The 20,930-nt window shown below is 41.7% G+C and carries 11 protein-coding genes and 1 other RNA gene; 7 read left to right on the plus strand and 5 right to left on the minus strand.

The features are described from left to right. The first annotated feature begins 119 nt into the window (after window positions 1-119). Both AM279_RS01415 and AM279_RS01420 read left to right on the plus strand, forming a co-directional pair. Complete coding sequence (locus AM279_RS01415; protein WP_054405894.1) at window positions 120-2,039, plus strand: Ig-like domain-containing protein; 1,920 nt, start codon at window positions 120-122, stop codon at window positions 2,037-2,039. 47 nt (window positions 2,040-2,086) lie between these two features. Beyond that, the gene (locus tag AM279_RS01420) at window positions 2,087-5,233 is read left to right on the plus strand and encodes a T9SS type B sorting domain-containing protein (protein ID WP_054405895.1); all 3,147 of its coding nucleotides are present in this window, start codon (window positions 2,087-2,089) and stop codon (window positions 5,231-5,233) included. A 212-nt stretch (window positions 5,234-5,445) separates the two neighbouring features. On the opposite strand, the gene ligD is transcribed toward AM279_RS01420, so the two are convergent. Further along, a complete protein-coding gene (gene ligD, locus AM279_RS01425; protein ID WP_054405896.1) occupies window positions 5,446-8,013 on the minus strand; it encodes a DNA ligase D in 2,568 nt (855 codons plus the stop codon). 6 nt (window positions 8,014-8,019) lie between these two features. Further along, window positions 8,020-8,805 (minus strand): non-homologous end joining protein Ku, encoded by a 786-nt coding sequence (ku, locus tag AM279_RS01430; protein WP_054405897.1) that lies wholly within the window; start codon window positions 8,803-8,805, stop codon window positions 8,020-8,022. 374 nt (window positions 8,806-9,179) lie between these two features. On the opposite strand from ku, the gene AM279_RS01435 reads away from it, so the two are divergent. Next, the gene (locus AM279_RS01435) at window positions 9,180-10,598 is read left to right on the plus strand and encodes a TolC family protein (protein ID WP_054405898.1); all 1,419 of its coding nucleotides are present in this window, start codon (window positions 9,180-9,182) and stop codon (window positions 10,596-10,598) included. 73 nt (window positions 10,599-10,671) lie between these two features. Here AM279_RS01435 and AM279_RS01440 read toward each other — a convergent pair whose 3' ends face one another. Both AM279_RS01440 and AM279_RS01445 read right to left on the minus strand, forming a co-directional pair. Beyond that, entirely contained in the window at window positions 10,672-11,418 is a 747-nt protein-coding gene (locus AM279_RS01440) for an SDR family NAD(P)-dependent oxidoreductase (RefSeq protein WP_054405899.1), read from the minus strand. 17 nt (window positions 11,419-11,435) lie between these two features. Beyond that, window positions 11,436-12,317, minus strand: coding sequence for a quinone oxidoreductase family protein (locus tag AM279_RS01445; RefSeq protein WP_201782525.1), 882 nt, complete (start codon window positions 12,315-12,317; stop codon window positions 11,436-11,438). Window positions 12,318-12,581: 264 nt separating this feature from the next. Between AM279_RS01445 and AM279_RS01450 the strand changes: the two genes are divergently transcribed. After that, entirely contained in the window at window positions 12,582-13,175 is a 594-nt protein-coding gene (locus tag AM279_RS01450) for a Crp/Fnr family transcriptional regulator (RefSeq protein ID WP_054405901.1), read from the plus strand. 164 nt (window positions 13,176-13,339) lie between these two features. Here the strand turns inward: AM279_RS01450 and ssrA are convergent. Continuing rightward, window positions 13,340-13,736, minus strand: a transfer-messenger RNA (tmRNA) gene (ssrA, locus tag AM279_RS01455). A 191-nt stretch (window positions 13,737-13,927) separates the two neighbouring features. On the opposite strand from ssrA, the gene AM279_RS01460 reads away from it, so the two are divergent. The 3 genes from AM279_RS01460 to AM279_RS01470 all read left to right on the plus strand — a co-directional run bounded on the left by AM279_RS01460 (window position 13,928) and on the right by AM279_RS01470 (window position 20,927). Then, window positions 13,928-15,145: an NAD(P)-dependent oxidoreductase gene (locus tag AM279_RS01460; RefSeq protein ID WP_054405902.1), complete on the plus strand. Its 1,218-nt coding sequence runs from the start codon at window positions 13,928-13,930 to the stop codon at window positions 15,143-15,145. A 44-nt stretch (window positions 15,146-15,189) separates the two neighbouring features. Next, window positions 15,190-17,937, plus strand: coding sequence for a helix-turn-helix and ligand-binding sensor domain-containing protein (locus AM279_RS01465; RefSeq protein WP_054405903.1), 2,748 nt, complete (start codon window positions 15,190-15,192; stop codon window positions 17,935-17,937). A gap of 179 nt (window positions 17,938-18,116) precedes the next feature. After that, the gene (locus AM279_RS01470) at window positions 18,117-20,927 is read left to right on the plus strand and encodes a SusC/RagA family TonB-linked outer membrane protein (protein WP_074961488.1); all 2,811 of its coding nucleotides are present in this window, start codon (window positions 18,117-18,119) and stop codon (window positions 20,925-20,927) included. The last annotated feature ends 3 nt before the right edge of the window (window positions 20,928-20,930 follow it).

The following is a 20,930-nucleotide window of genomic DNA, read 5'->3' on the forward strand; positions in this document are numbered from 1 at the left end:
CATAAAAGAACAGGAGGGTACATTAACTTACGCACTTTTAACACGTAATGCCCTTACGTAAAGTTGTACACAGGATACTTTTGCGCCATTGTTTTTAAAAAGACTAAATAAAGTATTTTATGAAGAAAATTACATTGGTAGTATTGGGCCTTGTGGCGCATATTTCGGTTATGCAGGCCCAGGAATGGAACCAGCTTGGCGAAACGTTTCAGTATGAAGGGCAACCTGTAAGCACAACTGCCATGAGCGGCGATGGAAATGTGGTTGCGGTAAGCCCGTCCTTTTCAGTAAACTCTGGGGTTACAACCGGGCTTACAAAAGTGTACCAGTACAACAATAATGAGTGGGTACAATTAGGTACAGATATACAGTTTGGCGATATAAACATAGGGGCTACTTATGGAGACAATGCCGACCTTACCATAAGCCTTAGCGATGACGGGCAAACCGTTGCAATAGGCGCTCCGCTAAGCGATGCTAACGGTAATAATTCGGGTAAAGTTGGGGTATTTAATTACAACGGCACAGCCTGGGTTCAGGTAGGTGAAGATATAGTGGGCGATGAAAGCACGGGCCTTGGCGGTTCGCTTGCCCTTACGGCAGACGGTACAAAACTGGTTACCGGTGCAGATGCTAATTACACTGGTGCGGCTTTTTCAGGACAGGTAAAAGTATATGAGTTAAACGGAACAGCCTGGCAGCAGGTGGGGCAAACCGTAATATCGGCTAACAGTGAGGGGACATCATTTGGCTTTGATGTAGATATTAACGATGCCGGTACTACCATTGTAGCTACTTATTATGATGGCGGTGTTGCAAGAATATACCAGTTAGATGGTGCGGTGTGGATACAAACCGCCCTTATAGATGATGTACCTGTAGGCTATGTTAGCTTTAATGCAGCGGGCAACAGGGTAGCACTGGGTTCTTTTACCGCTAACAGCCCCACGGGTACTTTTTTTGCCGGCAGGGCCACCGTATATGAAAACCAGGACGGTATATGGACCCAATTGGGCAACGCGCTTTATGGCACGGCAATGTTCCAGCTTTATGCACGTGTAAGGCTAAATGCAGCCGGAGATGTACTTGCAGTAGGATCTGAAGGCATATCGAGCCAGGTGGGCAAAGCCGAAATTTATAAGTTTATTGACGAAGAATGGTACCAGACAGGTACTATTGCCGATACTACAAACGGAACTTTTTACGGAAGTTCGGTTGCGCTAAGCAATGACGGCGAAAAAATAATGGTTGGCGGCCGTGAAGGCGCGGGTTCGGCAACGGCGCATTATGCAAGGGCTTTTGAGTTTAACTGTTTAGTTGCCGCACCCGTTGCTACGGAACCTGAAGCGGTTTGTGCTGGTAATGCGGTTACACTTTCGGTAACAGAAACTGAAGATATTACCTACAACTGGTATACAGCTGCCGATGCTACAGAACCTGTTTATACAGGAACAACTTTTGAAACGCCCGAACTTGGTGCTACTACAAGCTACTGGGTAGAGGCCGTAACCTACATAGGCTGCAGCTCTGAAAGGGTTGAAAACGTGGCTACTGTAAATGCCCTGCCGCAGGCTGTTGAGGCTGCTGCCACACAAAGCTTTACAGAAGGGGAAACCCTTGCCAGCCTTGAAGTGGAAGCAGAGGGCGAAATTACCTGGTATGCCGATGAGACACTTACTACAATATTACCCGATACAACTGTACTGGTGCACAACACGGTGTATTATGCCGTACAGGCTGTTAACGGATGCGTTAGCCCTGCCACGGCCATAACGGCAGAAGATATTGCGCTTAGCACAGGTGTAGCAGAGCTTGAAGGTTTTACCTACTATCCTAACCCTGTGGGTAATAAGCTGTTTTTTAATACTACTGTACCTGTAAAAAGCATAACTGTGTACGACCTTAGCGGAAGGCTTATAAAAGCCCAGTATGCCCAGGAAATTACAGAAGTTGATTTGGCAAACCTTGCTACAGGCACTTACATTGTTAAGGCACAGACTGAAAATGCCGAAAAATCATTTAAAGTTACTAAACAATAATTCCCCTAAAGCCTCACCGGTATGGCCGGTGGGGCTTTTTATTTATAATGAAGCCTTTATACTTATACATCCTTTTATTTTATATACACATATTTTGTGCAGCAGGCAGTCCGGTTACAGGTACTGCCTTTTCTCAATTTACGGTGGTAAACTGCCAGGTAAGCCAGGCAGGATATCCTGTTAAGGGTATTTCCATTTCAGACCCCGATGAAGCTGATATTTTCCCCACACAAACCCTGCAGGTTAATGTAACCCAAACGGGTAGCTATACCATTAGTACCAATACTGTAAATGGCATAACATTTAGTAAATCAGGTAGCTTTACGCAAACAGGTTTGCAAAATGTTACATTACATGCAGCGGGTATGCCCCTTAATTATGGCACGTTTAGCTATGCAGTACAGGGTTGCGAATTTGAGCGCACAACCTATATACCGGACAGGAGGTATAAAGACAGCACCCAACAGGGAGAAGACAGCCTGGGTAACGGTGGCAGTACAGCACGTCACCACAGGTTTTTGTACCGGGTTTTTGAATCGGGCAATACTGAGGAGGAATGGCTGCAAACCAACCTGGGCAGTAATTATAATAAAGTGGGGCACCCGGATTTTAACCCCGATGCCGAACCGCAATCTATAACCGACCTGAATGCTTTTGGCAGCCTGTACCAATGGGGCCGTTATAGCGACGGCCATGAGCTTATGAACTGGGTGAGTGAAGCCGGTACGGGCAATGTAGCTGTAAACCAAACAACGGCCACAAAATCTGTAACCGATACACCGGGGCATAACGATATGATTATAACCCAGGGTAGCCAAGGCGACTGGAGGGAAGTATCTAACTCAGCACTATGGCAGGGCGAGGGTGGTGCTAATAACCCGTGCCCGTGTGGTTTCAGGGTGCCGTTGCAAAGTGAGTTTACTTTAGAATCTGATGCCAATAACCTGCAAACCCTTAATGATGCTTTTGCATCGCAGTTTAGGGTTGTGGGGCCAAGCGCACGCAATTACAGCACAGGTTTGGTAGAAAGCCCGCCGGGTTACCAGTCGGTTTACTGGACAAGCGCAATTGCATCTATAAACAGCTCTAACGACTTCCATTTCCAGAACACAGTGTATGAGCATAATACTACACGCGGGTTTGCGTTTTCGGTACGCTGTATTATGATGAGCTATAAATTTGAACGCTGTGATGAAGGTTATGACGGGCAGGAAAGCTTTAACCTTGATGAAATTGCCACGCAGATTGTTGCCGATTATCCGGGGCATTCGGTTTCGTTTTATGATACATTTGAAAATGCCCGCCTTGAAAACAGCAGCAACCTTTTAAGTGGCAGCTATGTTGCTTATGCCAATCAAAACCCCAATATACTATTTGCCCGCCTGGAAGATGCCAATGGCAATTTTGTAAACGGCATAAAAATAAAGTTTTATGTATATGAAACACCTGCGGTAGCCCAGGCACCCACTTTGTTTTATTGTACAACCATAGGCAGCAGTATTGGTTTGTTTAACCTTAATGAGGCTGATGGCCTGTTGACTGATGATGAGGCTGGTGAAATATTTATAAGGTATTACAGTACAGAGGCGGCAGCACAGGCCGGGGAAGCCGCAGGGCTTATATCTAACCCCGGAGGGTATACCGGTGCGGCGGGCACTGTGTATGCCAGGATTGAAAACCTGAACGGCTGTTTTGTGCTACAGCAGGTACATTTGGTTATCTCTGCTATGGATATAACCCCTCAGCATATAAATGGTATTGATATTTGCGGTACAGAAAATACGGTAGACCTTGCATCTTATATTGACCAGTTTACTACAACGCCCCAAAACTACAGTATATATTATTATACAAATCAGGCCGATGCCACGGCAAATAACACGGCTAATGCTGTTGCAGAACCGCAAGCGTATAGCCTTCCGTCAAGCGGACAAACCCACACGGTATGGATTAATTTCTCCTTAAACAGCGGTATTAATTGCGGTAATGTTATAAGCTCTTTAACTTTTACCATTAATGCGCTGCCACAAATAAGTGCTGCTGCATTTACAGCCTGCCCGGGAGAGAACGCTACACTTAGCGTAACCACAAACGGCAGCGTGGTAAACTGGTATGCAAATGAAGCAGATACCACTCCCATGTACACGGGCGCTACTTTTGCCACTCCTCAATTAGGCGAAACTACAAGCTATTGGGCAGAGGCGGTAAGCGCTGCAGGATGTAAGTCGGATAAAATTGAAGTTACGGTTACCGTAGCCCCGTTTGAAGCGTTTGCCTATACCGAAAATGTAGCCGTTTGCAGCGGTACAGCGGCCGTTTTAGAAGTTGTTGCACAACCCGGCTATACCGTTAACTGGTATGAAACCGAGACAAGCCATGTTATTCTCTATAGCGGAACGGTATTTGAAACACCGGCCTTAACGGCACCGGCAAGCTATTGGGCAGAGCTGGTAAACGCCACAGGCTGTGCATCGGGAAGGGTAGTGGTAAACGTTTTGATTAAAGAAGTACTGGTACCCGTGTTTACTTTTGGTACGGTATATTGCCTTAACGATTACGCTCCTGCATTGCCTGCAACATCAGGTAACGGCCTGAGCGGAACCTGGAGCCCGGCATCAATAAACACATCCTCACCGGGTATATACACTTATGTGTTTACCTCAAATTCCGGCGATTGCGACAATGGCCTGCAAACGGAAATAGAAATAGAAGTAACCCAACCCGTTGTACCACAGTTTGATTTGGCCACCGAATATTTTTTTGGGGAAGAACCGTCGGCATTACCGGATGTTTCGGTTAACGGCATACAGGGATATTGGGTATCATCTTTTACTAATACTGTAACACAGCATACTTTTTATCCTAATGATGATGAGTGTGCAACAGGGGTATTTGCCTTTACAAGTGTAGGTTACCCTTCTTTCTTTACGCCAAATGGCGATGGTAATAGCGATTACTGGAGCCTGGCATTTTTAAACGCTTATGATGCCATAAGGATAAAGCAGGTTTACATTTATGACCGGTTTGGCAAACTATTGGTTTCCCTGCCTCAAAATGGCAGGTGGGACGGAACCTACAAAGGCAAAATGTTACCGGCTACTGATTATTGGTTCATGGTAGAGTATTTACATTACCTGAGTAATGGTACCCGTACTGAAAAAACTGCAAAAGGACATTTTAGTTTAATACGATAAGTGGGCCGGGCTAAATTTTTATAAAAAGGCAAAAACCAAAATCACGCAGTTTAATGGGTGATTTTGGTTTTACTGTTTCACACTTTAGTGTACGTTCATTGAAAAAGGAGCCGAACTGATTAAGGCTGATCCTGAAAAAGAAGCGATACTGCACTGGCTTTCTGTAAGCCCGGCAATGCGCAGGATAGACCGTGAATCTCTTGTTAATTGCATTAAGCTTTTTCAAGTTGGCCCAGTACCGCCTTTAAATCAACTGCATCCTCAAAAAAGCCCTCCCATAAATCACCTTTTTCCTCCACCCGTTTCGGTACTGTTTTGATATTGTACTTCTTGATATCAAATTTACCGTTCAGCTCACTCCAATCTAAAGGTGTGCTTACCGTAGCACGGTCACGAGGCCGTAGCGAATAGGCACAGGCCATGGTTTTACCCTTGCCGTTTTGCAGGAAGTCAAGATAGATTTTACCCACGCGGTTTTTGGGCATACGCTCCAGGCTGGTAATATCCGGCAAAGCACTGTGCACCGTATGGCTTATAAGGTGTGAAAAGTCGCGGGTTTGGTCGTAGGTGTATTTCGGTTTAACCGGAATAAAAATATGCAGCCCTTTGCCCCCGGATGTTTTCAAATATCCCTTGATATTCAACTTATCCAATATTTCTTTTACTTTTTTGGCCGTTGTAACCAGGTCTTTTATGGAAGCCTCATTAGGGTCGAGGTCAAAAATAATGTAATCCGGGTTGTTGATGCTGCCAATACGGCTGCTCCACGGGTTTATCTCTATACAGCCCAGGTTGGCCATATACATCAGGGTTTCTTTATTATTACAAATCAGGTACTCTATAGATTCCCCGTCCGCTAACGATTTTAATTTCCGGGTCGTAGCCCACTTTGGTGCTTTTCCACCCATATCTTTTTGGAAAAAGCCTTCGTTTTTAATACCATCGGGGTTACGGCGTAACGACTGTGGCCTGTCTTTTACATACTTCAGCACATATTCTGCCATAGCATTATAATACGCAATCACATCGCCTTTGGTGTGGCCTTCTTTCGGCCAGAATACTTTATCAGGGTTGGTTATTGGTACTTTTTCAGTATCAAAACTATTTGCTGTTTCAGTATCTTTGGCAACAACTTTTTTCTTGCTTACGGGTTTTTCCCTTACTACATTTTTTGCTTTCTTATCCGTTCGGAGGGCAACAAATACAGGATGGCGCAGGCTTCCGGCCGCTGTCCACTCCGAATATTTAATCTGCGCTACCAGCTGCGGCTTTACCCAATGCACACCGGGCTCTTTAGGCTTTTCGGCAAACGGGCAGGTTTTTACTTCAAGCTTTTTTAATGCATCATGCAGTTCCTTTAATGAGGTTTCGTTAAACCCCGTACCCACTTTGCCAGAGTAGATAAATGTATCACCCTCATAATAACCTAAAAGTAGCGCACCGAAGCCGCTACGCGTACCTTTAGGTTCTGTATAACCGCCGATGACCATTTCCTGCTCGTTGGTTACCTTTATTTTCAACCAGTCTTTTGAGCGTTTGTTTACATGGTAAACAGAGTCAGCCTTTTTAGCTATCAGCCCTTCGCCGCCCTGTTTGGCAACTTTTTCTAATGCCTTTTTACCTTTGCCAATGGTATGCGCTGAATAGACTATGCTTTCCTGCTTTGGCAATAGTGCCTCAAGGATGCGTTTTCGTTGCAGCAGGGGCAGCGGAGTAAGGTCATAGCCGTTGAAATACAGTATGTCAAACACATAGCATTTCAGTTTTCCCCGGTCGGGATTCTCTTCATAATCCTGCAACCACTGAAAGTGGCTCTTGCCTTTGGCATCTTCTGCAACAATCTCCCCATCCAGAATCATATCGTCTTTAATGCTCCCGAAAGCGTCTACAAGTGGGGCATATTTTTTATTAAAGGACAGCCCATTTCGGGAGGTCAGTTCTACCTTTCCCTTATTGATTTGTATCAATGCCCTGTAGCCGTCGTATTTGTTTTCAAACAGCCAATCCTCATTATCAAATACTGCATCTGTCAGGGTTGCAAGTTGCGGTTTCCAGTCTTTCGGGAAGGTTTTGCGGCGTTTCGCACCGGCCACATCGTCAGCAGTAAAAGAGGGTGCTGAGGCTTTCTTCTTTGTAACGTTTTCAAGGATGTCATTCTTATCACCACTTTTGGTTGTGGCAGCTTTCTTGCCGCTTTCCCAGGTATCAGAATCTTTGTCCTTTGCAATTTGTGGTAGCGTTCGTCCCGTGAGTACTGAGTTTTGGTTAAAATTCCGTTTTGTGGCAAACTCATCCTTACCTTTCATCAGCAGCCATTCTTCTTTCTTGCCACTCATGCGTACCAGATGGTAGGAGCCCTTTAGCTTTTCGCCCTGCATAACTACTTTAATGTTGCCCTCCTGGTGCATTTTGGTGAGCATTTTTTTGCTCTCGGCTACTGATTCTGCACCTTCTGCCATGTACGTACCGGTGTCCCATACCATTACAGTACCACCACCATATTGCCCTTTGGGTATGGTGCCTTCAAAATCAATATAATCCATGGGGTGGTCTTCCACGTGCATGGCAAGCCTTTTAACAGATGGGTCGGCACTGGGGCCCTTGGGTACCGCCCAGCTTACCAAAACCCCGTCAATTTCCAGCCTCCAGTCAAAATGCAGGTGTGATGCTTCGTGTTTTTGCACCACGAAATGCTGTGCATCGCCCGACTTTTTGATTTTGCCTTTTGGTTCAGCCGTTTTTTTGAAGTCACGTTTTTTATGGTATTCTGATAGTTTCATGGCAACTTAGTTTTTTATGGCTTCCAGGCTGGCTTTTAGCTGTTCCAGCAAATCGTCTTTGGCCTCGGGTGTTTTCTTTTTCCTGCGTGGTGCAGGGGCTTTGGCTCCCGGCTTGGCAGCTGCTTTTTTCTTGATCATCTTTATGAGTTCTGCCTTGTAGGTATCCTTATATTTTGTGGGGTCAAAAGTATCGGTAAGCTGGTCTATGATATTCATGGCCATATCCAGCTCCTTCTTGGCGATTTTCACATCTTTTGGGATTAGCCCTGCTTCTTCGGGGTCGCGCAGCTCATCCTCAAAACGGATCTGGATCAGCAGAATGGCATCTTCTTCTACCTTTAATATCCCCAAATGTTCGGTGGTGCGCATTACAAATTTGCACAATCCCACCTTGCCTGATTTACGCAATGCCTCACGCAAAAGGGCATACACCTTTTTGGCATCTTTTGCGGGTTCGGTTATATAGGGTTTCTCAAGATATTTAGAAGGGATTTCTTCTTCCTTGATAAATTCAAAAATATCGAGCGATTGCGTTTTCTCGGGTGCTGCTTTGGCAAAATCATCCTTGTCAAGGATTACATAATCACCGTTTTCCTTACGATAGCCTTTGGCAATATCTTCCCATGGCACTTCCTTACCATCTTTTTTACACACCCGAACGTACTGAATGGCACATTTATCTTTTTTGCGCACCATATCTAATGCCAGGCGGTGGGTTTGAGTACCGCTGTATATTTTTATAGGGATGTGCACCAGGCCAAAGCTGATGCTGCCTTTCCACAATGCTTTCATGGGTTATATTTTAATTCTTTATGAATTTAAAAAGAATGAAAGCAAATTCATAGTTATTTAATAATCTGTTAAGTAGGTATGTAGTTAGCTTAGAAACCTATTTGCGATTTATTACTATTGCTTTAGGGTACTAAGCAAATGGTGTGATTTTTTGCGTGCCTGAAATAACCTGAAATCGGTTTACCGAAATATAAGCTTTGAGTTTTGTTTAATTAGGTATAGCCCATTTTAGTATTTCACACCGTAAATCCAAATTCCAAAAGTGAAATATTAAGCACTTTTTGGGTGTTAAAAGAGAAAAATTTTATGATGTGTTAAGGCAGGTATTACTGCAACGAAAAATCTACTGTAATGAAGTTTGATGTATAAACTTCATGTTAGTAAAAATTACTTTCAAAAATATCCATCATATACTTGCAGCTTTTACCTGGATAGGATGCTCTGTTTCAAAGGATATGCTTTTACCTGATGCTGCGCCAGAAACATTTAGGTATGCTTCTCCAAAAGATTCATCAAGTATAGGCGCTTTGCCCCTGAGAAATTTTATTACAGATGCCTCACTGCTAAGCCTGATTGATACTGCCCTTGTAAAAAACTATAGCATGCAGCTTGCGCTAAAAAATATTGAAGCTGCAGAAGTGCTTTTCAGGCAGTCTAAACTGGGCAATCTGCCCGAAATAAGATTACAGGTAACGGCAAATACCAGCCGCCCTTCAGACAACAGCCTGAATGGTTTTACCCTCAACCAGTTTTTAGGCACCACCCATATTGAAGATTATAACGCTAACTTGGGTATGCACTGGGAGGCTGATATATGGGGGAAAATTAGCAACCGTAAAAAAGGTGCCTTAGCCGCTTATCTTCAAACACAGGAAGCAAGTAAAGCGGTTCAGACACGTTTGATTGCCGATGTAGCACAGGTGTATTATAACTTGCTGATGCTGGATGAGCAGTTAGCAATAGCAAAAAAGAATTTAGAGCTTAACAGCAGCACGCTGGATATAATTAATTTACAGTTCTCATCCGGGCAGGTTACCTCACTTGCCATTCAGCAGGCAGAGGCCCAGAAGCTGTATTCGGAAAAACTTATACCGCAGCTCGAAAAAAATATTATTATTCAGGAAAACGCGTTAAGTGTGCTAATAGGAGTAGAACCGACCGCAATTAAACGAATAAACGGCCTTGATAAAATAGATGTACCCAATAAGTTAAACGCAGGATTTCCTTCCGCAATGCTAAGCCACAGGCCCGATATAAAATCCGCCGAGCTGGAATTAACCATTGCAAATGCAAAAGTGGGTGTGGCTAAAGCAGCTTTATATCCATCTTTAATAATCACTGCCGGCGGGGGCATAAATTCTTTTAAATCGAGCAACTGGTTTAATATACCCGCGTCATTATTCGGGTTGGTATCTGGTGGAATTACGCAACCGCTTTTTGAACGGGGTAAACTAAAAAGCAATGTAAAGCTGGCCGAAATAGACCGTGAAAAGGCGGTTATCCGTTTTCGTCAATCTGTGTTAGATGCGGTGGGAGAAGTTTCAGATGAGTTGGTGAAGATTGATCGCCTGGCGCAGGAATATGCTATTGCTGAAAAAAGGCTTGTTACCCTGCAGCAAGCCTCGGGCAATGCCAACCAATTGTTTGAAAACGGTATGGCTACTTACCTGGAGGTTATAATAGCCCAGGGAAACCTGCTACAAGCAGAACTCGAACTGGCTACAGTAAAACAGCAACAGTTGCATTCAGGTATAGCATTATACCGGTCACTCGGGGGTGGTTCGGATTTGTAATTCTTATTATTTAAAACGGCTGCTAAATTTAGCAGCCGTTTTTATATAAATTAAAAATGAAACCATATAGCTTTTAAGTTGTTTGTCCGCCATCTACATTAAGTGTAGCCCCTGTAATGTATTTTGCGTCGTTTCCAGCCAAAAAAGCAACCGTACCTGCTATATCTTCGGGTTCGCCGTAATGCCCTAACGCTACAGCCTGTAGCATGGTAGCGCTAAAAGGTCCGTCTGCCGGGTTCATGTCTGTATCGATTAGCCCCGGTTGAATGATGTTAACCGTTATATTCCTCGACCCTAAATCCCTTGCCCAGCTTCGGGTATACGCACCCAGCGCTGCTTTTGTGGCTGCATAATCGCCTATTCCCGCATAAGGGGTGCGGGCGCCTCCTGTAGAGCCTATATTTATAATACGCCCGCCGCTACCCATATAAGGCAGCACGCTCCTAACTGCATATACGGCACCGTGTACGTTTACATCCCATTGTTTTCTAAATTGTGTAATGTTATCATCTGCGGCATCAATCTGACCGGTTATAAAAAGCCCTGAGCTGTTTACAAGTATGTCGATACTGCCAAATGCGTTGGCTACTTCTTTTACTGCCACGTCAATCTGCTCCTGGTTTCCCGTATCGGCTTTAATGGGGAGTACACTTACTTCCAGTTTTTCTAACTCATTTTTCAGTTCTTCAGCTTTCTCCTTAGATGATACATAAGTAAAGGCTACGTTAGCCCCTTCGCGGGCTAAACGGCTGACAATTCCTGCACCAATGCCTCTGCTACCTCCTGTAACTAAAGCAACTTTTCCTTTTAATGTTGGCATTTTAATGATTTTTGATTTTAATTAGTATGAAATATAACCGGGCCTTTTGTTTTGCCCGACTCAAGGTCTTCATGTGCCTTTTGGGCGTCTTTTAGTGAATATATTGTGGGAGCTATTTCTGCGAACACGCCCAACCTTAATGCCTCAAAAACATCGTCTGCGGCCCGCTGCGCAGCCGCATGGTTGGGCAGGTAACTACCAAGATCGGGCTGTATGAAGTTAATTTTGCGTTCCCTGATAAGCGCCGAATCTAATTTTGGAAGGCCTGAAGCAAAACCAAAAAGTATGGCATATCCTCCTTCAGCAATCAATTGCAATGACTTGCCAAAAGTGGATTGGCCCACGCCGTCATACACGGCCTGAACACCTTTACCTGACGTAATTGTTTTTACACTCTCAGTAAAATCTTCGACATCCAGCGCAATAACATGGTCAATGCCATGTGCCAGGGCATACTCTTTCTTTATACTATGCCCAACTGTGCCTATTACTGTTGCCCCTAAATGCTTTGCCCATCTGCTAACTAAAGAGCCAACTCCACCTGCCGCTGCATGGATAAGGATGGTATCACCGGGCTTAACGGCATAGGCTTCTTTAATTAACATGCGTGCGGTCATGCCTTTTGCGAGTAATGAAGCAGCCTGGTCAAAAGAAACATGGTCAGGAAGTTTTATTAGGGCTTTTTCATCAATTAGCCTGTACTCTGTATAAGCACCAAGTGAAAAAAAGTATCCCACGCGATTACCTACCCTGAAGTTAGTAACACCCGGCCCTATAGCCGTTACTGTTCCGGCGGCTTCTACGCCAATTGTTGCCGGAAAATCACGTAGCGGGAAGGTTCCGCTACGGAAAAGGACATCTACAAAATTGAGCCCTATAGCTTCCTGCTGTAATACCACCTGATTTGACCCGGGGTTGGATATATCAACATTAGCGTATTCCAGCACTGAGGGAATTCCTTGCCTACTAATACGTATTGTACCATTTGTTATATTATTTTCCATCATTTCTATATAAAAAATTTGACATTTGAAGACTTCAAATTTCTGCGTTATAGCTAATGTGGCTATTGACAAATGCAGTAAATTATACTTGATATTTGTCAAGTCGGCTCAGGTAATTACTGTAATTTTACAACTGAATACAATTTTAAAATTCATCAAATGACAGTTTTGTATGAGCCGCTGTATGACTATATTGAAACCAAGTCAGGCAGTAACCTAACGCCGGAAGAAAAACTACATATCCAATTGTTTTTTAAACCGAAACATTTGAGAAAAAGACAATACCTGTTACAGGAAGGGGATATATGCAAGGATATGTCATTTATAGTTAAAGGGGCGGGCAGAATGTTTGGCCTTAATGATAAAGGACAGGAATATACCATGCGTTTTGGTATAGAAAATTGGTGGCTGGGTGATTATGAAAGTTATAATTATAGTATTCCGTCGCGCCATAACATAGAAATGGTTGAAGATTCAGATTTATTACAAATTTCTAAAGAAGGGTTACAGAAACTAACATCATTGGTTCCGGCTTTTGATGCCATGATTAAAGAAATAGATAAAAAAGGTGTTGTGGCCAATCAAAAGCGAATATACTCGTCTATAAGTCTTAATGCCGAGGAAAAATATGATGCTTTTTTAAAATCCTATCCTAAAATCCTCAATCGCTTCCCACTTGTTATGATAGCTTCTTATCTGGGCATTTCGCCTGAAACGTTAAGCAGGATAAGAAAAAATATTTTAAATAAATAATAGCTTTAAGACCGCTTTTATAGCTTTATATTAACAGGAAATCGAACACCATAATTCTCAATGAAAATCATTATGTGACATGTGAAGTTAGGAATTGTGTAACACTATTTTGATTTTGCTATTTTTATAACAAAAAAATGCCTTTTGCAAGCTGCAAAAGGCATCGGTGGAGCCGCCGGGAATTGAACCCGGGTCCAAACAGGGAAGCAAAGAGCTTTCTACACGCTTAGTTTCCGCTTGGGTTTTAGATGGTATGCAAGGCCGGAAACTGCCACACACCACTTAGCTCCTTAAGTCTCAGGACAGCCGCAGAGCAAAGCCATCCCCAGGTCTATTTTTACGGTTCTCCTAATCGAAACGCCATAAACCGGGGCTTTTCAGGAGAATCCCGCCTCCCTGCCTTGCAGGGACGAGGCTTATCTTACTATAATTCAGAATTAAGCAGCAAGAGCGTAGTTATTTTCGCCGTTTAAAAGTTCGAAGCAATGATATACGGGAACAGCCTCATTTCCCGGCGTGCTTACTGTTCACATCGGCCTGCTGTCAAAACCAGTCGGCCCCAGTAGCTTTTAGTTAATAGCAAACAAGGTGCCAAAAACTTTTGCAAAAATAACAATAAATAAATAGTAAACTAATATAGGTTATTGAATTATTGTTATATTTGAATGTTTTTAAAACTATAATGGTGATAAAAATTTAATACAACGTTTTCGTTGTTGTGAAACTCACAATAATATGATAATCTGAGTGCTATGAAATTTGGTATACTTAAAGAACGTAAATCACCACCAGACAAAAGAGTGGTATTCTCTCCGCAAATGCTACAGGCTTTCAGGGAAAAATATCCTGAAGCACAGTTTGTAGTAGAGGCAAGCGATGTAAGGATTTTTAATAATGATGAATACAGGGCTTTAGGTTTTGATATTCAGGATTCTATTGAGAATTGCGATGTGTTTTTAGGTGTTAAAGAAATACCGGTTGATGCTCTTATTGAAGGAAAATCATACTTTTTCTTTTCGCATACTATTAAAAAACAGGCACATAATAAAAAAATGCTACAGGCTATACTGGATAAGGATATTACCTTGTATGACCATGAAACTGTGGTAGATGCAGATGGGAGACGCCTTATAGGCTTTGGGCGCTATGCCGGTATTGTAGGTGCCTATAATGCATTCAGGGCTTTAGGGCTTAAGTATGAATTGTTTGACCTTGCAGCCGCTGAAACTCTTGAAAACAAAGAAGCACTTGTTAAAAGGTTAAAAGCTAAATATTTACCACCCGTAAAGTTTGTACTTACCGGCAAAGGTAAAGTAGGGCAGGGGGCTAAAGAAATACTTGATGCCATAAAAATCAAACAAGTATCGGTAGCTGATTTCCTGAGCAAAACGTATGATCATCCGATTTATGTGCAGTTAGATGTATTGGACTATAATAAACGTATAGACGGAACAATTGTCTCAGCCAATGAAGATTTTTTCAAAAATCCGCAGCTGTATACGTCAGATTTTGAGAGGTTTGTAAATATAGCTGATGTGTTTATTGCAGGGCATTTTCATGGTAATGGCGCTCCTGATATCCTGACGCAGGAAATGTTAAAAGGCAAATCATGTAAATTAAAAGTAGTTGCAGATATATCTTGCGATGTAGACGGCCCAGTGGCCTGTACATTAAGAGCCAGCTCTATAGCACATCCGTTTTATGGATACAACCCATCAACAGGCCAGGAAACTGATATGCACCATCCTACGGCAATTGTTGTAATGGCAGTAGATAATCTGCCATGTGCGTTGCCAAAAGATGCCAGCGAGGGTTTTGGCCAAATGTTTCTTGAGCATGTAATACCTGCTTTTTTTAATAATGATAAAGACGGTATACTACAACGCAGTAAAATAGCAGAAAACGGAAGACTGACAGAGCGGTTTAAGTATCTTTCAGGATATGTAGAAGAAAATGTGCCCCATTTGTAGGGGCATTTTTTTTGAGTATATTTAACTTAATTAAAGTTAGTTATATGTTGCGCAAAGTATTTGTACTGGTTGCCTGTTTATTGTTTGTTTCTTTAAAAGCCCAGGAATTGCTGCCTTTTGTAGAAAATTTCACCAAATCTGACTATAATGGAGATAACCAGGTTTGGGATGTAGAGCAGGGAGCTGATAAGTCGTTATATTTTGCTAATCACCATTTTATGTTACGCTATAACGGTGTAAAATGGCAAAAATATACGCTTCCCAATAAAACGGTTATTCGTTCTGTTTTTGCCGATGGAAACCGTATTTACTGCGGTTCATATAAAGAGTTTGGCTATTGGCAGGAAAATAACGGTAAAACGCAATATGTATCGTTATCTAAAGCAAAAGACCTTTTTAATGGTTTTGCTGATAATGAAGAAGTCTGGAAAATTTTTAAATATAAGAAAGCCATTTATTTTCAGGCATTTAATGTCCTTTATAAGTATGAAAATGGTAAAACAACTAAAATAGCTTTTCCATCCCAAGTTTCATATTGCTACGTGGTTGATAGCCACGTGTATGCTGCAACTGTAAGAAATGGTATCTACGAGCTTGTTAATAATGAGTTTAAAACGGTTGAAAACTGGCCGCAACTAAAGGAAACCGTAGTTCACGGTATAGAAAAGTGTGGTAGTGATATTTTTATATTTACCAAAACCAAGGGCATTTTAAAAGGTAATAACTCAGTGTTATCCGTTTGGAATAACCCCGTTAATGATGTTCTTAAAAATGAAGTTATCCTTACGGCAAAAGTAGTTAACAACCGCATTCTGGCTATAGGTACAGCACTAAATGGTTTGTATTTGATAGATATATATAATAATACGGTAAAAAATATTAACAGAAATAACGGCCTTAAAAATAATGCAGTGCTCTCTGTTACTGTAGACGCCGAATCTAATTTATGGTTAGGGCTTGATAATGGTATAGCCCATGTTGAAATAAACTCGCCCGTTTGGTTATTTACTGATACTTCGGGTATTTTGGGTTCGGTATATTCCCTCTCCACATATAATAACGGGTTCTTATTTGCTACAAACCACGGGCTTTTTAAGCTTTTGGATAACAAACTGCAAACGGTGCCTAAATCTCAGGGGCAAATATGGAACATTTATCAAAACGGTGATAAGTACATCATAGGCCATAATGACGGTACTTTTGTTTTTGATGGCAATGGGCTCACTAAAATCAATCCGGTTAACGGTGGATGGAATTTTGTTAAAAGTGTATATGATGAAGCTTATTTTCAGCCAAATTATTCGGGCGTAGTAATTTATCAGGATAATAATAATCTGGCACAATGGCAGGTTTTGGGTGGCATAACAAAGCCCATAAGATATATTGCCCAAACACGCAGGGGAGAATTGTGGGCTGCCGATAGCCACCGTGGTTTATACCGGATTACTTATGATAAAGATTTTAGTGTTAAAAGGGTAGAAAATGTTAGTGAGAAGAATGGTATAAAGGCTGATTTTGGGGTTAAAATATTTCAATACAGGAACGAATTGCTGTTTTATATTAATAATGTATGGTATAACTACAATAGCCTTGCAGAGAAGCTTGAAAAAAACAACACATTTACAAAAGAATTTAATATTATAGACGACATTATACCTGTTGACGATGAGGTTTTTATAATCGTTAAAGACGCTAAGCTATATGCAATAACACAGTCCGGTAGTGTTTTTCACTATGAGCTTATACCCGAAAAATACTACCAGGGCAGGTTAATTTCTGATAATATGAAAGCATACAGGCAAGGCAATACTCTGTTTGTTAACCTTGACGATGGTTTTATGGCTTATCAGATACATAAAAAGGAGTTGCAACCCTATAAAGTTGATATCCAAGCTTATTATGAGGGTAAGCCAATTACAAACGATATAAAAACCGGTTACAACCAGTCGGTTGAAATTAATGTATCCAGTGGGTATTATGGATTTGATAAACCCGTACTTTACTACAGTTTAAATGAAGAAAAGCCATATATGCCAATAGATAATGGACAGTTTACTCTTAGTAGCCTTGGTAGTGGTAAACAGGAGGTTGAAATTTATTCTCTTGAAGGAGAAAAATATAATAAACTGGCAGCTTATAAATTTCATGTAAAAAAGCCGTGGTATTTTTCTATCTACATGATTTTGGCTTATATAATGGCAATCGCAGGTATTTTTTTCCTGTATTACCGTTGGAATAACCTGCGGTACAAACAAAAACTTAAACTTAACGAAGAAGAATTAAAGCACATGACGCAAATTCTGGAGCTTGAAATGGAGGCAGAGAATAAGTTAAGGCGCGAACAACATGAAAAACACATGCTTGAGGCAGAGGTGCAAAATAAAGCGTCTGAAGTAGCAGGTAAATCACTTTCTATAGCAAAACATAGTGAAATGATTGAGAGCATTCAGCAGGTGCTTGATGATGAAAATAATGCTGACCAGCTTAAATCAAAAATCAAGAGGATTATAAAAGCCAATACTTTAAGTAAAAATGAGTGGCAAAGTTTTGAACGGAATCTTCTTAAAAGCCACGAAGATTTTGTGTCTCGGCTAACTAAAAATTATCCAGAACTTACACCTAAAGATATTAAGCTGTCTATATATTTACGCATGAACTTGTCTTCTAAGGAAATAGCGCCACTTATGAACATTTCTTACCGTGGTGTAGAGCTGCATCGATATCGTTTGCGTAAAAAGCTGCAGATTATGACAGACGAAAGTTTAAATTCATTTATGATTACTTTACAATAGGTACATCATTACTACATCAATATCTTAAAATTTGATGTATATGTGTATTGTTTAAGTTTTTTATTTACAGTGTATTATATTTTATTTTTGTTAATTTGATGTAGTGTTGATAGGGTTGGTTGTTGCTTAACTAAAACGTTTTAGTTGTATTTTTGGGTAACGATTAATTCCATACAGCCATGAGGAAATCATTACTCATCATCCTACTAATTTCCTGCGCATCTTTTGCTCAGGTAACACCCCAGCAACAAAACGATTCTATATTTAATGACTCTATTTTCTTTCAGGATCAGGTTATGGAAGAAGTGGTGCTTATTGGATATGGTGCCCGTAAAGCAGGAGCCATAACAGGCTCTGTTTCATCAATCCGGGCGGCAGACATAGTGCGTACACCTGCACAATCTGCAATACAGGGTATACAGGGCAAGGCAGCCGGTATAAACATTGTAACCAATGATGAACCCGGTGCTAACCCATCAATACGCATAAGGGGACTGGGAACCATACTTGGCGCCCGCGATCCGCTTTATGTAATTGATGGTATTGAAACCTCAAGCCTTAATGGGCTTAACCCCAATGATATTGCTACCATTGACATCTTAAAAGATGCGTCTTCATTGGCAATTTATGGGCAAAAGGGTTCTAACGGTGTTGTATTGATTACGACAAAAAAAGGTAAAGAAGGAGAGATTAAGGTATCGTATGACGGATACTACGGCCAAAAATTCATTCAGCGCGATGTTAAAATGGCAGACTCATATCGTTATGCTTATTTTAATAACACCGCTTTAGGTGCGCCTACCTACTTTAGTTTTGAGCAGCCCTACAACACAAACTGGCTCGACGAAATTACAGATACCGGCCAGGTTATTAATAACTCAATATCGCTATCCGGAGCCGGAGAAAATGCCTCCTATTATTTTGGAGCATCAAACTACCAGGAAAAAGGTATTCTGTCGGGCAGCGAGTTTGAAAGGACAAATATTATTAGCAATAACACTTACAAGCTTCTAAATGAAAAACTTAAGATAACTTCGTTTATAAACCTTTCAGTTGCTAAAAATACCCCTAAGCCCTTAAGTGCATTTACAAATGCTTATAAACAGTCGCCCATAATGCCTGTGCAATATGCAAACGGCAGGTGGGGCGCCCCACTTGTAAACCCGCAGGGATTTAATGATTTAACCGGGGAACGCTATAATAACGTGGCTAATCCGGCCGCCCAGGTGTATTATTTTAACCAGCAGGATAAAAATACCACGCTTATAGGTTCGGTTAATGCAGAGCTGAAACTGTGGAAAGATAACCTGAAATTCAATTCTAATTTTGGTGCTACAGCCAGTTGGGGAAAAGGTTATACCTATACGCCCACACGTGATTTATGGCTTGCCGGTAACCCATCTAGTTCAGTTACTGATTATATAGCGCTTAACCCTGAAAATCCTATAATCAATACCCTGCAGCAACGCCGCAGCACTAATTACAGGTGGAACTGGGATAACTATTTTACTTATACAAATACATTTGCTGAAGACCATAATGTAACAGTTGTTGCCGGTTTATCGCGCACTACATTTAACATATCTGAATACCTTAATGCTACAAGGCAGGATGTACCGCTACAGTCTAATTACTGGAGTCTTGACCTTTCCAACAATAATATTGAAGTGGCACCGGGTTCGGTTGCACAAAATACAACCAGTACTCCAATTGTTTCTGTGGCATATTTTGCCCGTGCCGAGTATGATTACAAAGGCAAGTACTTATTATCTGCATCGGTTAGGAGGGAAGGTATTAGCGCTTTTACTGAAGATAAACGTTTTGAGGTCTTCCCATCGGTTTCAGCCGGTTGGGTAATTACTTCCGAAGACTTTATGAAAGATGTTAAGGTAATCAATAACCTTAAGCTGAGGGGTGGATATGGCGAAGTAGGCAATGGTAACGCGGGCTCGTTGAATGCAATATTATTTTCTACAGGTACCAACTATGCTTTTGGCCCGGATCAGATAATTTATCCGGGTAACAATGTACCTTATCAGGTAGACCCTAACCTTACCTGGGAAACCATGAAAGAAATAGATTTAGGCCTTGATTTTGCTTTGCTGGACAGTAGGTTAACCGGTGCATTTGATTATTATAACCGCAAAACAGAAAATGTAATACTTCCGGTAGCAGTACCCACTGTGCTTTCTCCTGAACCCGTATACCTAAACAGTGGTACAGTAAGCAACAAAGGCGTTGAGCTAACGCTTAAATGGTCTGACAACATAGGTGAAGACTTTAGCTACTGGGTAGGTGGTAACGTATCTCAAAATAAAAATGAGCTTGAAGAAGTAACCAGCCCATTTTTTGGCGAATACATAGGCGGCAGCCTGGGTAACGGGCAATGGACCAAACAAGTGCTTGAAGGCCAGCCGCTGGGAAGCTTTTATGTATATGAAGTAACGGGTTTTAACAGCGATGGTGGCTTTACTTATAGCGATGAAAGGGTAGTGGCAGGGTCATACATTCCTAAAACCACTTATGGCATTAACCTGGGCTTTAGCTACAAGCATTTTGATTTTTCGGTAGATGCTTACGGTGTGGCAGGCAACAAGTTGTATAACGGTAAAAAAGCCCAGCGCTTTGGCGGCGAAAATGTAGAATATGATATTCTTGACAGCTTCTGGGTACCATCTAACCCAAATGCCACTAACCCAAGGCCAAGCAATGATGTGCCAAGGGCTTCAACTTACTTTATTGAAAATGGAGATTATCTAAGGATAAACAATATAACCCTGGGTTACACATTTAATAACATTTTTGAAGGGCTTGATAAAGTAAGGCTTTATGCTACAGCGGTTAACCCATTCCTGTTTACAAAATTCAGTGGTTTTTCGCCGGAAATTGTTGGTAATGATAATGCCAATCCGCTTGGTGGAGCAGGTATAGAGCTGGATGCTTATCCTACAAACAAAACGTTCCTGTTTGGGCTTAGTATAGGTTTTTAATTG

It is taken from the genome of Flavobacterium akiainvivens (genome assembly GCF_001278115.1).
GTDB lineage: Bacteria > Bacteroidota > Bacteroidia > Flavobacteriales > Flavobacteriaceae > Flavobacterium > Flavobacterium akiainvivens.

Bases quoted from the DNA above. Each gene is read 5' to 3' on its own strand.
- AM279_RS01420 (WP_054405895.1), top strand. From the start codon at position 2,087: ATGAAGCCTTTATACTTATACATCCTTTTATTTTATATACACATATTT.
- AM279_RS01465 (WP_054405903.1), top strand. From the start codon at position 15,190: ATGTTGCGCAAAGTATTTGTACTGGTTGCCTGTTTATTGTTTGTTTCT.
- AM279_RS01460 (WP_054405902.1), top strand. From the start codon at position 13,928: ATGAAATTTGGTATACTTAAAGAACGTAAATCACCACCAGACAAAAGA.
- AM279_RS01440 (WP_054405899.1), bottom strand. From the start codon at position 11,418: ATGCCAACATTAAAAGGAAAAGTTGCTTTAGTTACAGGAGGTAGCAGA.
- AM279_RS01470 (WP_074961488.1), top strand. From the start codon at position 18,117: ATGAGGAAATCATTACTCATCATCCTACTAATTTCCTGCGCATCTTTT.
- ku (WP_054405897.1), bottom strand. From the start codon at position 8,805: ATGAAAGCATTGTGGAAAGGCAGCATCAGCTTTGGCCTGGTGCACATC.
- ligD (WP_054405896.1), bottom strand. From the start codon at position 8,013: ATGAAACTATCAGAATACCATAAAAAACGTGACTTCAAAAAAACGGCT.
- AM279_RS01415 (WP_054405894.1), top strand. From the start codon at position 120: ATGAAGAAAATTACATTGGTAGTATTGGGCCTTGTGGCGCATATTTCG.
- AM279_RS01435 (WP_054405898.1), top strand. From the start codon at position 9,180: ATGTTAGTAAAAATTACTTTCAAAAATATCCATCATATACTTGCAGCT.
- AM279_RS01450 (WP_054405901.1), top strand. From the start codon at position 12,582: ATGACAGTTTTGTATGAGCCGCTGTATGACTATATTGAAACCAAGTCA.